This is a genomic window from Bradyrhizobium sp. NBAIM03 (assembly GCF_020194055.1).
Lineage (GTDB): Bacteria > Pseudomonadota > Alphaproteobacteria > Rhizobiales > Xanthobacteraceae > Bradyrhizobium > Bradyrhizobium yuanmingense.
The window spans coordinates 197,349-209,717 of sequence record NZ_JADYVS010000002.1 but is presented as its reverse complement, the minus strand read 5'-3'; the positions used below and the strand labels follow the sequence as shown (position 1 = coordinate 209,717).

Here is a 12,369-nt window from a genome sequence, read left to right as displayed (position 1 = left end):
CAAGACGATGCGAAGGCCGCGGATGGGCGCGGCCTTCGCATCGTCGATCGAAAGATCCGGGTGACTTAGCGCGAGATCGGCGGCACCGGCGGACCGGAGGACGCAGGCGGCGCCGGCGGCGGCGGGGCTGCAGCGGTCGCGGGCGGCGCCTGTTCCTGCGGCTTGGCCGCGGGGGCCGGCTCGGCAGGTTTCGGAGCAGCCTCTTCCACCGGCTTGGGCGCGGCCGGCTCAGCGGGCTTGGCGGCGGCTGGAGCGGCCGGCGTCACCTGCGGGACCAGATCGGGCCGCAGCGCCGGCGTCTCGCTGCGCGGCTCGACCTTGGCGCTGTCAGGCTTGACGGGCTCCGGCTTCGGCTCGGTCTTCTTCTCGTCGGTCGCCGGCGCCGCGGCATCGACCTTCGGGGCTTCCTCCGTGCCGGGCTTGGCGCGCCGCTTGCCTTTGCGTGCCTCGGGCGCAGCCTCTCCCTCCGGCTTGGCACCCTCCTCGGCCGGCCGCGCCGCACGCTTCTGGCGCGTACCCTCGGCGGCAGGAGCAGCGCCCTCGCCCTCCGGCCTCGCGGCATCCTGCGCGCGCTGGCGTCGACCCTGTTGTTCAGGCGCGGCGCCGTCCTTCTTGGCGTCCTTGGCCTGATAGCGGGTGTCGGTGGCACCGTTCGAGATCAGATAGGCGGAGAGGACGCCCGCCATATCCGAACTCGTCGTGTAGTGCTGGCGCAGGAATCCCGGCAGCGAGCCGGGCGACACGGACTTCAGCAGCCCGCGCGGGCTCTTGTGGCAGACATTGCAGGTCTGCGAGAACAGCTGCGACGGGGTCTTGCCAGCCTCGAGGTTCGTCGCCTGCGCAAGAACGGAATTAGCCGCACCGAAGCCAATCAGAAGCAACACCGTCGCGAGGCTGAGCGCTCGGCTCGACATTCCCATCATCTCCGTTGAATTTCCGCAAATGCAGCCGGCATCCGGCGCGGCGGCGGTCACCTTTTAACCGATTGAGCCGCGAATGGAAGCAGGTCCGCGCGCAAGGATGTGATTAAGCGGTTTTCGAATATCTACTTTGAACACAGTGCAACTAGCGCAGCCGGAACCGGCTCGCTAGATTTGAATGCAAACGCATAGGAACCGCTGCGGCGCCTGGGCGTCAGTTATAAAGGCCGGGTAGTCGCATCTTTCGGGTTCGCTCGAGAGGATTGCCGATGGACCGTTTGTTGCGTCGATTTCTGTCCCAATTCATCCGCCGCGGGTCGTTGACGGTGACCAGCGCGAGCGGGTCGAAGTTCACCGTCGGCGACGGCTCCGGCGAGCCGGTCGCAGTCCGCTTCGTCACTGCGGACTCCGAGCGGAGGGTCCTCGTCAATCCCGAGCTGGGGCTGGGCGAGGCCTACATGAACGGCGAGTTCGTGGTCGAGCGCGGCACCATAGCTGATGCCCTCGCGATCCTGCTCGATCAACCCGACCCATTGCCGCAGTGGGCAAAGCCGTGGTGGCACCTGCGCTACCTGACGCGGCACCTCAAGCAGTTCAATCCCCGCCCGCGCTCCCGTCAAAACGTCGCTCATCATTACGATCTCGACGGCCGGCTCTATTCGCTGTTTCTCGATGCCGACAAGCAATATAGCTGCGCCTATTTCGAGACGCCCGAGATGTCGCTGGACGACGCGCAGCTTGCCAAGAAGCGGCATATCGCGGCGAAGCTTCTCGTCAGCAATGGCCAGCGCGTGCTCGACATCGGCTCCGGCTGGGGTGGCCTCGGGCTCTATCTCGCCGAGATCGCGAGCGCCGACGTCACCGGCATCACGCTGTCGACCGAGCAGCTGGAGGTCGCCAATGCGCGCGCCGCCGAAAAGGGCCTGACGGGCTCGGCCAGATTCCAGCTCCAGGATTATCGCGACGTCGAAGGTACGTTCGACCGCATCGTCTCCGTCGGCATGTTCGAACATGTCGGGGCGAGGTTCTACGACGCCTACTTCCAGCGCTGCGCCGAGCTGCTGAAGGAAGACGGCGTCATGCTGCTGCATTCGATCGGCCGTTCGCAGGGCCCGGATTCGACCAATCCGTGGATCGCCAAATACATCTTCCCCGGCGGCTACATTCCCGCGCTCTCGGAGGTGCTGCCGGCGATCGAGCGCGCGGGCCTGCTGGTCTGCGACATCGAGATTCTGCGCCTGCACTACGCCGAGACGCTGAAGGCCTGGCGCGAGCGGTTCATGGCGCGGCGCGAGGAAGCCGTGCAGCTCTACGACGAGCGCTTCGCCTTGATGTGGGAATTTTACCTCGCGGCCTGCGAGATGACGTTCCGCAAGCAAGCCATGATGAACTTCCAGATCCAGATCACCCGTCGCCAGGGCGTGGTGCCGATGACCCGCGACTATATCCCGCAGGAAGAAGCCCGGCTGCGGGCCCGGGAGGGCGCGGCCATGCCGAAGCTCAAGCTGGCTGGTGAATAGGTCCGGATCCTAGTGACGCAGGGTCGAAATCCCGGACGTCCGGAAAGACGCCGTTAACGCCAATTGCGCCCGCAATTCCAGCAGGATTTCGGGGGCGACCGGCTGGCGACGTACCTCGGGCCGCTCCGCGTGCTTCATAGCCGCGATCAGCCCCGACAGCCAAAGCCGGCTGCCTGCCTCGCTTCGCCAGTTCTGGTGCTGCCGTTCTGGCTGCATCGCTCGCCTCGTATCCCTCGTTGGCGGGGAATGAGATAATCCCCTGCCCATCCGCCTGTTCCGACATGACACCCGAAAGAATCCGGGGAGATGTGATCTGGTTCACAGAAGTCTGGTCGGGCCTGGCTTAGACCGTCGCCATGAGCAAAGAGACCCAAACCTCATTCGACGTGCAGGACGACCTCCGCACCGATTACGCCCTGATCGTCACCGGCGTTGGGGCGGCTCTGGTTGCGCTGGTCTACCTCCTGCTGGTCTGAAGCCGAGCCGAATCGGTCAGCGTGCGTCATTTTGCGCGCCTCTCGGTAGGTCTGCGCGTCAGCCCCCAGGGTTCACGGGTTTCAGGATTTTTCCGCGGCGCGATCACAGCCCTCTGCGCCGAGCGAGCTCCGCCAAAATCCAGTCAAGCGCGGCCCGTGCTGCGACTGCTAATCATCCACCATTTTAACTGAGCGGTTGATAGCGGTCAGCTTTTGCTTCCGCTTTGACCTGCGGCGGCGCTTTATCCCGGCCCCGCATCCGCCCAAGAAAATTGCTAAGCACGTCCGACCATGGCACTGACTGATTCGAACGTTCTCAAACTCGCGCCCGATGCCGGAACTCCCGCCTATCGGAGCGCACCGCACAATATCGAGGCGGAACAGAGCCTTCTGGGCGCAATCCTGGTCAACAACGACGCCTTCTACCGCGTCTCCGACTTCCTGGAGGCCAAGCACTTCTTCGAGCCGCTGCACCAGACCATCTTCGAGACCGCCGGCAGCCTGATCCGGATGGGCAAGATCGCCACCCCGGTCACGCTGAAGACGTTCCTGCCGGCCGATACCGATGTCGGCGGCATGACCATCGGACAATACCTGGCGCGGCTTGCGGCCGAAGCTACCACCATCATCAACGCCCAGGACTATGGCCGCACCATCTACGATCTGTCGTTGCGCCGCGACCTGATCGGCATCGGCGAGGACATGGTCAACGTCGCCTATGACGCCCCGGTCGACTTCCAACCGCGGGCGCAGATCGAGGATGCCGAGCGAAAGCTGTACGAGCTCGCCGAGTCCGGCCGTTATGACGGAGGCTTCCAGAAATTCTCGCAGGCCCTCACCGTCGCGGTCGATCTCGCGGCCAAGGCATTCCAGCGCGACGGCAAGCTGTCGGGCATTTCGACGGGCCTGCGCGACCTCGACACCAAGATGGGCGGCCTGCAGCATTCCGACCTCATCATCGTCGCGGGACGCCCCGGCATGGGCAAGACGTCGCTGGCGACCAACATCGCCTACAACGTCGCGCAGGCCTACGTGCCGGAGCTTCAGGCCGACGGCACCATGAAGGCCGCCAATGGCGGCGTGATCGGCTTCTTCTCCTGCGAAATGTCGGCCGACCAGCTCGCCACGCGTATCGTGGCCGAGCGCACCGGCATTCCCTCCTCCCACATCCGCCGCGGCGGCATCACGGAGGCCGATTTCGAGAAGATCCGGCAGGTCTCGATCGAGCTGCAGTCGCTGCCGTTCTACGTCGACGCCACCGGCGGCCTGTCGATCGCGCAGCTGATGGCGCGCGCGCGCCGGCTCAAGCGCCAGAAGGGCCTCGATCTCCTGGTGATCGACTACATCCAGCTGCTGTCGGGCTCGGGCAAGCGCGCCAGCGACAGTCGCGTGCAGGAAATCACGGAGATCACGACCAGCCTGAAGGCGCTGGCCAAGGAGCTCAACGTTCCCGTGATCGCGCTGTCGCAGCTCTCGCGTCAGGTGGAATCGCGCGACGACAAGCGGCCGCAGCTGTCGGACTTGCGTGAATCCGGCTCGATCGAGCAGGATGCCGACGTCGTGCTGTTCGTGTTCCGCGAGGAATATTACCTCGCCATGAAGGAGCCGCGCCCCGGCACCGAAGAGCATGCCAAATGGCAGGCCGACATGGAACGCACCGTGGGCCGCGCCGAAGTCATCATCGGCAAGCAGCGCCACGGTCCGACCGGCACCGTCGAGCTGCACTTCGATGCCTCGGTCACGCGCTTCGGCGACCTCGCGCATGACGGCCAGCTGCCGGACCGCAGCGACTACTAGATTGTTCCCCGGGTTGAACGGGGCCGGTCTCTTGCGTAAAACGACGCCATGACAATGGCGTCCGCCCCGAAATCAATCCCGCAATCCGGCCCACTCTCCCCGGAGGCCGACCAGGCTGCCGCGCTCGCCGCCTTCGGCGGCGTGCTGACCGTCGATCTCGATGCGATCATCGCCAATTGGCGCAAGCTCGAGAAGACCGCGGTGCCGGCCGAATGTTCGGCGGTGATCAAGGCCGACGCCTATGGCTGCGGCGCCGAGCAGGTGTCGCGCGCCCTGAGCAAGGCCGGTTGCAAGACCTTCTTCGTCGCCACCATCGAGGAAGCGCGCAAGGTGCGCGCCGCCGTTCCGGAGCCCACGATCTACGTGCTCGGCGGCTATTTCCAGAACACCGGCGAGCACTACGCCAAGATCAATTGCCGTCCGGTGATCGGCGATCTCAACGAGCTCGCCGAATGGGACGTGTTCTGCCGCCGCACCGGCTGGAACGGGGGCGCCGCTGTTCACATCGACACCGGCATGAACCGGCTCGGGCTGACGCTGTCGGAGGCGCAGGCCATCATCCCCCGCATCAACGCCGGCGATCACGGCATCACGCTGGTGATGAGCCATCTGGTCTCGGCCGAGCAGCTCAACAGCCCGATCAATGCCAGACAGCTCGCGACCTTCCGCAGCATCGCCAGTGAGTTCACAGGCGTGCCGGCGGCGCTCGCCAACTCCTCCGGCATCTTCCTCGGCGCGCCCTTCCAGTTCGACCTGGTGCGCCCGGGAGCTGCGCTCTACGGCGTCAACCCGACGCCGGAGGCCGACAATCCCATGCAGCAGGTGGTCGACCTCAAGGCGCGCATCGTGCAGATCCGCAGCATCGAGCGCGGCGAGACCGTCGGCTATGGCGGCACCTGGACCGCGCGGCGGCCGACGAAACTGGCGATCATCGCGGTCGGCTATGCCGACGGCTATTTCCGCGCCGCCAGCTCCAATGACGGCACCCGCGGCGCCGATGTCATCGTGGCGGGCAAGCGCTGCCCTGTCGCGGGCCGCATCTCCATGGACCTGATCGCGATCGACATCACCGATCTGCCGCCGAACGCGGTGCGGCGCGGCCACATGGTGACGCTGCTCGGCGAAGGCATCACCGTCGACGAGCTCGCGCACCATTTCGGCACGATCGGCTATGAGGTGCTGACCAGCCTCGGCCGCCGCTATGCCCGCGTCTACAAGGGTGGCAATGTCGAGGAGCCGCTGACGAAGCCGGAGCCCGCCTCGAACGCGGGGCAGCCGCCTTCCCCACCGTCGATCGAACAGCCGTCGGCGTTGCCGCCGCTGCCAAGTTAAACCATCCGCACCTACTTCTTCTTTCTGCTGTCCAGCGCCGTCTTGCAGGTGGCGCTGAGCTGGTCGCGCTTGGCGTTGAGGCAGGCGACGATGCCGCCGCCCGGCGCGATGCCGGCGCAGAATTTGTCGTAGTCCGCCTTGCACGCGCCGCGCGTTTCGGCTGACTGTGCCGTGGCCCCGGAGAACGCGACGATGAAGGCGGTAGCGGCAAAGCTCAGTTTGGACATTGTATCTCCGGGGACGAAAGGCAGAGCCGGTAGCTCTAGATGAAGATCGCGACATTCAACATCAACAACATCAACCGCCGTCTGCCCAATCTGTTGGCATGGCTGCGAATGGCGAGGCCCGATGTCGTCGCGCTCCAGGAGTTGAAGGCAAGTGATGGCGAATTTCCGGCAGCCGCCATCGAAAGGGCCGGCTATGGCGCGGTGTGGCGTGGACAAAAGACCTGGAACGGCGTCGCCATCCTCGCCCGCAATGCCGAGCCCGTGCTGACGCGCGACCGTTTGCCGGGAAAGCCTGCCGATCTCGAAGCGCGCTACATCGAGGCCGCCGTGCGTGGCGTCATCGTCACCAGCATCTATCTGCCCAACGGCAATCCGCAGCCGGGACCGAAATTCGACTACAAGCTCGACTGGTTCGCGCGGCTGCGGCGCCACGCCAACACCTTCATCAAGCAGGACCTGCCGGTGGTGCTCGCCGGCGACTACAATGTTGCGCCCACCGAGATCGACATCTATCCGACGCGCTCATGGGACAAGGATGCGCTGATCCAGCCGAAGAGCCGCGCAGCCTTTGCCGCGCTGGTCGAGCAAGGCTGGTGCGACGCGATCCGCGAGCTGCATCCGGACGAGCGCATCTACACGTTCTGGGACTACAAGCGGAACCGCTGGCCGCGCGATGCGGGCCTGCGGCTCGACCATCTCCTGCTCAGCCCTGCCCTCGCCCCGCGCCTCGCCAAAGCCGGCGTCGACAAGAAGATCCGCGGCGAGGACGGCGCGAGCGATCACGCGCCGGCGTGGGTGGTGTTGCGGTGATCGCGGCCCGACAAAAACCTGAAAAACAACCCCATGCACAGTAGCTGGCCCCAGTCCGCTCAATGACTTACGGGTAAACCGAAATCAAAGTTGATCCGTCGGGCAAAACACTGGCATGATGTCACCATCGAAGGCGTTCACGGGGCGCCGAGGGCTCTTCAGATCGCCCCTTCATCGGGAATGTTGAGGACGGTGCCGCAAGCCTTGCAATGCACCGCGTCGGCATCGTGCCTCTGGAGCCCGCACGTCGGGCATGGAAACCGCACCTTGTGGGGGCTGAGGAGCGCGCGGGCGAGATTGAAGAACAGCGTCACGCCGAAAATCATGATCACGACGGTGATCAGACGACCGAACGTACCCGCCAGCGTGATGTCGCCGAAGCCGGTCGTCGTCAGCGCCGTGACGGTGAAATACAGGGCATCGGCATAGTTCCGGATCTCGTCGTTGCGAAACTTCTGGGTCTCGTAAACGATCCCGGTCATCACGAAGATGAAAACGGCGAGGTTCGTGACGGCGAAGATGACCTCTTCGTTGCGACGAAAGAACGGGGAATCGATGCGCAGCCTCACCAGCATCTGGTAGTCGCGAAGCAGGCCCAGCGTTCGCAGGATCCGGAGAAAACCGCCCGCCTCGCCGGCAAGCGGCGCCAGGAAGGATACGATCGCAACCATGTCTGCCCACGTCGCGAGCTGGGTGAATTTTTGAAACGGATGCCGATCGACCAGGAGCCGGGCGGAGAAGTCGGCCAGCAGAATAACGCCGAACAGGACGTCGAGCGTCTCGACGATGTCACTGGGCGGCAGGAACGAGGTCGCAATAATGAACAGCACCGTCACGATATCGAAGATGAGCAGCGCATAACGGAAGCGCACGCCGTCCGGCGTTGCGCCCTCGTAAAGGAGTCGGACGTTGCTTTTGAGAGACGTGAGGGTCACTGCACCATGATCGCGGTTTGCACGGATGTTGGCAACTCGGAGCGTGTGCCGCAACCGACGACGTCTGTATACCTAGAGTGGCCCTCGCGATTAGGAACCCGGACCGCGACGCGGTGTTCAGCTCTCTTTGGGGGCTGAATGCTCAAACCCGACGATTGTCGCAAGCTTGCGGAGCAATATCGAGCGCGCGCGAATGATGCCACATCGGCGAAGCGCCTCGCCAATGTGCTTCTGAGCGTTTCCAACGCCTATCTCGCTCTGGCGAGCCAACTGGAGCTCCTTGCGTCCGTCGAACATCAGGAGCACGCGAGGAGAGCCGGTCCGAACGTTCAAGGCTGAGCCGTCAGACGAAAGATGCAAAGCGAGCCGACGGCGGCGCCATGAAGCCTCATCATTGCGGTGCCCCGCGATCGAGTTCGCCCCGCTGATCCCTTGGAGCGAAGCCTCTTGACCTCCGCGGCCTGGTAAGCATACTGGTCTGACCACAATCAGACCAAGAGACGGGGATGGAGTTCAAGCGAGCCGCCGACGGCGAAAAGGGGTTCGAGAAGGTGTTTGCCTTCCTGCGCGAGCGCCTGCTTACCGGCTCGCTCAGGCCGGGCGACCGCCTGATTTCGGAGCGCGAGCTCGCCACCCTGCTCGGCGTCAGCCGGCCAATCGTCCGCGAGGCGCTGCGCGCCCTCACCGTCCTCGGGATCGTCGAGATCCGCGACCGCATCGGCACCGTCGTGACGCGGCCAGATGTCTCGGTGCTGAACGACTTCTTCACCTTCGCCCTCGCCCAGCAGGCCGACATGCTCGAGGACGTCATGCAGGCGCGTGTCGCGATCGAATGCCAGGCGATCCGGCTCGCCTGCGAGCGCGCCAACATCGCCGATTTCGAACGGCTGCAGCGCGCGCTGACGAAGATCGGCGAGACCATCGACGAAGCCGATGCCGGCGGCATGGCGGATTTCGACTTCCACCGCGCGATCGTCGTCGCCTCACATTCGGAGACGCTGAGCGTGCTGCACGCCTCCATGGCGGGCCTGTTGACACATTCGCATCGCAGCCGCCGCGAGCTGGTGCAGGCCTTCCCGTCGATGAAGACCTACCTTGTCGACGATCACCGCCGCATCTTCGAAGCCCTCATTGCGCGCGATCCCGAGCGCGCGGATGCGACGCTGCGCAAGCATTTCGCCATCGGCGACGAATACCGCAGACGCGCCGTCGTCGGCGACATCGACAAGACCAGTGCCTCGGGCTGATCGCGCACAGCCCTTCAATCAAGACGCCAATTAAACAAGAAACGGACTGACGACATGGGACGGAACGACAAGGGCAAGGTCGGCTTCATCGGCATCGGCACGATGGGGCGGGAGATGGTGCGCAACCTGCAGGCGGCGGGCCACGCGGTCCGCGTCTTCGATCTGAACGAAGCCGCGCTGGCCGACAGCGTCAAGGAAGGCGCGACGCGTGCCAAAAGCCCTGCCGATGCCGCGCAAGGCACCGATATCGTCATCACCATGCTGCCCGACACGCCGCACGTCGAGGCGACGATCTACGGCGAGCAGGGCCTGCTGAATTCCCCGCCGCCGGGCAAGCTGATCGTCGACATGAGCACGATCTCGCCGGTCGCCGTCCGCCGCATCCATTCGGACCTGCAGAAGACAGGCGTCGGCTTCATCGACGCGCCGGTCTCCGGCGGGCCGGTGGGCGCCAGGAACGCCGCGCTCTCGATCATGGCCGGCGGCGATGCGGACACGTTCGCCAAGGCCGAGCCGTTCTTCCGCGCGATGGGCACGACCATCACCCATGTCGGCGCATCCGGCGCCGGCCAGACCGTCAAGCTCTGCAATCAGCTGATCTGCGGCATCAACATCCAGGCGATCTGCGAGGCGCTCGCGCTCGGCCGCGCTTCGGGCCTCGATCTCAACGTCCTGCGCCGGGTGCTGCTCGGCGGCTCCGCCGCTTCCTGGATGCTGGACAAGCTCGGCCCCGCGATGATCGCCGGCGACGTCTCCGCGGGCTTCCGGATCGATCTGCAGCTCAAAGACCTTCGCCTCGTGCAGGAGCACGCACAGGCCCTGAACGTGCCCCTGCCCGGCACCGCGCTCGTCACCAGCCAATACGTCGATGCGCGCGCCCATGGCGAAGGCAGCAACGGCAACCAGGCGCTGTTCCGCGTCTATGACCGCATGACCAACCAGACCACCGGCTGACCCTGGAACGATGAGCCTCCAACTCGACTTTCCCGCGGTGCTGGAGCGTTGGCCGAGCTTTCTGGCCGGCGCCGTCCTCACGCTTGAGTTGGCATTCTTCGCGACCGTGCTAGGCGCTTTGCTCGGCACGCTCGCGGCGGTCGGACGCGGCACGCACAATTCGCTGATTGCAGGTGCCTGCAAAGTCTATGTCGAGACCATCCGCAACACCCCGCTGCTGGTGCAGATCTTCCTGGTCTATTTCGGCCTCGCCAGCCTCGGCCTGAAATACTCCGCCTTCACGGTGGCGGTGGCGGCGCTGACCATCAATGTCGGCGCCTATACTGCTGAGATCATGCGGGCCGGCTTCGAGGCGATTCCGCGCGGACAGATCGAGGCCGCCGAGGGGCTGGCGCTGTCGCGCTTCCAGATCTACTGGCACATCATCCTGCTGCCGGCGGTCGAGAAGGTCTATCCTGCGCTCACCAGCCAGTTCGTGCTCCTGATGCTGGCCTCCTCGGTCTGCTCGCAGATCTCGGCCGAGGAGCTCACCGCGATCGCCAACTACATCCAGTCGGACACCTATCGCGCGTTCGAGACCTACATCATCGTCGCCGTGCTCTACGTCATCCTGTCGCTGGTGATGCGTGCCGGCTTCTGGGGCCTCGGCCTCCTCCTGTTTCCGCGCCGGCGCAGGCTCGGCACGCCGTTGTGAGATGACCATGGGCGGACATCTCAACATCAATCACCTGATGTTCCTCGGCCAGGGCGCGCTGTGGACCATTGGTCTGTCGCTGATCGCGCTGATCGGCGGCGGCATCGTCGGCTTCGTGATCGCACTGGCACGCATCTCGCCGCTGAAATCGGTGCGGCTCGCCAGTGCGATCTATGTCCAGTTGATCCAGGGCACGCCGCTGCTCGTCATCCTGTTCCTCGGCTATTTCGGTCTTGCCGCGATCGGCCTGAAGGTCTCGCCGCTGGTCGCGGCCGGTGCCTCGCTGACGCTCTACGTCGCGGCCTATCTCGGCGAGATCTGGCGCGGCTGCATCCAGTCTGTGCCGAAGCCGCAATGGGAAGCCGCCGAAGGCCTGGCGCTGAGCCGCACCCAGCGCATGGTCAAGGTGATCCTGCCGCAGGCGATCCGCATCGCGACGCCGCCGACCGTCGGCTTCATGGTGCAGATCATCAAGAACACCTCGCTCGCGTCCGTGGTCGGCTTCGTCGAGCTGATGCGCTCGGGCCAGATCGTCAACAATTCGCTGTTCGAACCGTTCGCCATCTACGCCATCATCGCCGTCACCTACTTCGCCATGTGCTATCCCCTGTCGCTGTTCAGCCAGAGGCTGGAACGGCGGATGGGACGTGGCAGGTCCAACCTCGCGCCAGCCTGACATGCAGCAAAACGCCCCCTCCTCCGAACCGATCGTGTCGCTCCACAACGTGCAGAAGAGCTTTGGCGCGCTCCGCGTGCTCGACGGCGTCTCCTTTGCCGTTGCACGTGGCGAGGTGCTCGCCCTGATCGGCCGCTCCGGCTCCGGCAAGAGCACGGCGCTGCGCTGCATCGACCGCTTCGAGAAGGTCGACGGCGGCCAGATCGTGGTCTGCGGGCATCGCGTCGACCGTCCCGACGTGAACTTGCGTGCGCTACGCCAGGACGTCGGCATCGTGTTCCAGAGCTACAATCTGTTTCCGCACCTCACCATCGAGCAGAACATCACGCTCGCGCCCTGCGCGGTGAAGGGCATGGCGACGTCGCAGGCCAAGGATCTCGCACGAAAAGTTCTGGCGCAGGTCGGGCTGGATGAAAAGCTGCACGCCTATCCCGAGCAGCTCTCGGGCGGCCAGCAGCAGCGCGCCGCAATCGCCCGCTCGCTCGCCATGCAGCCGAAGGTGATGCTGTTCGACGAGGTCACCTCCGCGCTCGATCCCGAACTCACCGGCGAAGTGCTGAAGGTGATCGAACAGCTCGCGGCTGACGGCATGACCATGGTGATGGTTACCCACGAAATGGGCTTCGCCAAGGGCATCGCCGACCGGATCGTGTTCATGCATCGAGGCAAGGTCCACGAGACCGGACCTGCCTCGATCCTGACGTCGCCGACCACGCCCGAACTCACGCAATTCGTGGGGACGGGGAACCTAAAATCATAACAGGGAGAGGAGAACCAAGGG

At 64.9% G+C, this 12,369-nt stretch carries 13 protein-coding genes and 1 pseudogene; 10 read left to right on the top strand and 4 right to left on the bottom strand.

The features are described from left to right. Window positions 1-65 precede the first annotated feature (65 nt). Window positions 66-914, bottom strand: coding sequence for a hypothetical protein (locus I6F21_RS03645; RefSeq protein WP_225140240.1), 849 nt, complete (start codon window positions 912-914; stop codon window positions 66-68). Window positions 915-1,189: 275 nt separating this feature from the next. On the opposite strand from I6F21_RS03645, the gene I6F21_RS03640 reads away from it, so the two are divergent. Next, window positions 1,190-2,440 carry a cyclopropane-fatty-acyl-phospholipid synthase family protein gene (locus I6F21_RS03640; RefSeq protein ID WP_036022698.1) on the top strand — a complete coding sequence of 417 codons (1,251 nt, stop codon included), beginning with the start codon at window positions 1,190-1,192 and terminating at the stop codon, window positions 2,438-2,440. Between the two features lie 9 nt (window positions 2,441-2,449). Here I6F21_RS03640 and I6F21_RS03635 read toward each other — a convergent pair whose 3' ends face one another. Continuing rightward, the gene (locus tag I6F21_RS03635) at window positions 2,450-2,656 is read right to left on the bottom strand and encodes a hypothetical protein (RefSeq protein ID WP_036000858.1); all 207 of its coding nucleotides are present in this window, start codon (window positions 2,654-2,656) and stop codon (window positions 2,450-2,452) included. A 551-nt stretch (window positions 2,657-3,207) separates the two neighbouring features. Between I6F21_RS03635 and I6F21_RS03630 the strand changes: the two genes are divergently transcribed. After that, window positions 3,208-4,713: a replicative DNA helicase gene (locus I6F21_RS03630; RefSeq protein WP_036000744.1), complete on the top strand. Its 1,506-nt coding sequence runs from the start codon at window positions 3,208-3,210 to the stop codon at window positions 4,711-4,713. 54 nt (window positions 4,714-4,767) lie between these two features. Beyond that, the gene (gene alr, locus I6F21_RS03625) at window positions 4,768-6,045 is read left to right on the top strand and encodes an alanine racemase (RefSeq protein ID WP_225182815.1); all 1,278 of its coding nucleotides are present in this window, start codon (window positions 4,768-4,770) and stop codon (window positions 6,043-6,045) included. 11 nt (window positions 6,046-6,056) lie between these two features. Here the strand turns inward: alr and I6F21_RS03620 are convergent, their stop codons facing one another. Continuing rightward, a complete protein-coding gene (locus tag I6F21_RS03620) occupies window positions 6,057-6,272 on the bottom strand; it encodes a hypothetical protein (RefSeq protein ID WP_036034055.1) in 216 nt (71 codons plus the stop codon). A 39-nt stretch (window positions 6,273-6,311) separates the two neighbouring features. Between I6F21_RS03620 and I6F21_RS03615 the strand changes: the two genes are divergently transcribed. Then, window positions 6,312-7,082, top strand: a complete 771-nt coding sequence (locus I6F21_RS03615; protein WP_036000754.1) for an exodeoxyribonuclease III — start codon at window positions 6,312-6,314, stop codon at window positions 7,080-7,082. A gap of 158 nt (window positions 7,083-7,240) precedes the next feature. Here I6F21_RS03615 and I6F21_RS03610 read toward each other — a convergent pair whose 3' ends face one another. Continuing rightward, a complete protein-coding gene (locus I6F21_RS03610) occupies window positions 7,241-8,017 on the bottom strand; it encodes a potassium channel family protein (protein ID WP_036000861.1) in 777 nt (258 codons plus the stop codon). Window positions 8,018-8,155: 138 nt separating this feature from the next. Here I6F21_RS03610 and I6F21_RS03605 point away from each other — a divergent pair, with 138 nt between their 5' ends. From I6F21_RS03605 to I6F21_RS03580, 6 genes and pseudogenes are all read left to right on the top strand, one after another. After that, complete coding sequence (locus I6F21_RS03605; protein WP_225140239.1) at window positions 8,156-8,356, top strand: hypothetical protein; 201 nt, start codon at window positions 8,156-8,158, stop codon at window positions 8,354-8,356. A gap of 167 nt (window positions 8,357-8,523) precedes the next feature. Continuing rightward, window positions 8,524-9,264, top strand: a complete 741-nt coding sequence (locus I6F21_RS03600; protein ID WP_036000760.1) for a FadR/GntR family transcriptional regulator — start codon at window positions 8,524-8,526, stop codon at window positions 9,262-9,264. 51 nt (window positions 9,265-9,315) lie between these two features. After that, window positions 9,316-10,218 (top strand): annotated as a pseudogene (locus I6F21_RS03595) (NAD(P)-dependent oxidoreductase); the annotation flags it as partial. 10 nt (window positions 10,219-10,228) lie between these two features. Continuing rightward, window positions 10,229-10,912: an amino acid ABC transporter permease gene (locus I6F21_RS03590; protein WP_036034066.1), complete on the top strand. Its 684-nt coding sequence runs from the start codon at window positions 10,229-10,231 to the stop codon at window positions 10,910-10,912. 7 nt (window positions 10,913-10,919) lie between these two features. Next, entirely contained in the window at window positions 10,920-11,588 is a 669-nt protein-coding gene (locus tag I6F21_RS03585) for an amino acid ABC transporter permease (RefSeq protein WP_036034095.1), read from the top strand. A 1-nt stretch (window position 11,589) separates the two neighbouring features. Then, window positions 11,590-12,348 carry an amino acid ABC transporter ATP-binding protein gene (locus I6F21_RS03580; protein ID WP_036000768.1) on the top strand — a complete coding sequence of 253 codons (759 nt, stop codon included), beginning with the start codon at window positions 11,590-11,592 and terminating at the stop codon, window positions 12,346-12,348. Window positions 12,349-12,369: the final 21 nt, after the last annotated feature.

What these genes read in the sequence shown, in the direction of transcription:
- I6F21_RS03645 (WP_225140240.1), bottom strand. Translation starts at nt 914, where the DNA reads ATGTCGAGCCGAGCGCTCAGCCTCGCGACGGTGTTGCTTCTGATTGGC.
- I6F21_RS03640 (WP_036022698.1), top strand. Translation starts at nt 1,190, where the DNA reads ATGGACCGTTTGTTGCGTCGATTTCTGTCCCAATTCATCCGCCGCGGG.
- I6F21_RS03635 (WP_036000858.1), bottom strand. Translation starts at nt 2,656, where the DNA reads ATGCAGCCAGAACGGCAGCACCAGAACTGGCGAAGCGAGGCAGGCAGC.
- I6F21_RS03630 (WP_036000744.1), top strand. Translation starts at nt 3,208, where the DNA reads ATGGCACTGACTGATTCGAACGTTCTCAAACTCGCGCCCGATGCCGGA.
- alr (WP_225182815.1), top strand. Translation starts at nt 4,768, where the DNA reads ATGGCGTCCGCCCCGAAATCAATCCCGCAATCCGGCCCACTCTCCCCG.
- I6F21_RS03620 (WP_036034055.1), bottom strand. Translation starts at nt 6,272, where the DNA reads ATGTCCAAACTGAGCTTTGCCGCTACCGCCTTCATCGTCGCGTTCTCC.
- I6F21_RS03615 (WP_036000754.1), top strand. Translation starts at nt 6,312, where the DNA reads ATGAAGATCGCGACATTCAACATCAACAACATCAACCGCCGTCTGCCC.
- I6F21_RS03605 (WP_225140239.1), top strand. Translation starts at nt 8,156, where the DNA reads ATGCTCAAACCCGACGATTGTCGCAAGCTTGCGGAGCAATATCGAGCG.
- I6F21_RS03600 (WP_036000760.1), top strand. Translation starts at nt 8,524, where the DNA reads ATGGAGTTCAAGCGAGCCGCCGACGGCGAAAAGGGGTTCGAGAAGGTG.
- I6F21_RS03590 (WP_036034066.1), top strand. Translation starts at nt 10,229, where the DNA reads ATGAGCCTCCAACTCGACTTTCCCGCGGTGCTGGAGCGTTGGCCGAGC.
- I6F21_RS03585 (WP_036034095.1), top strand. Translation starts at nt 10,920, where the DNA reads ATGGGCGGACATCTCAACATCAATCACCTGATGTTCCTCGGCCAGGGC.
- I6F21_RS03580 (WP_036000768.1), top strand. Translation starts at nt 11,590, where the DNA reads ATGCAGCAAAACGCCCCCTCCTCCGAACCGATCGTGTCGCTCCACAAC.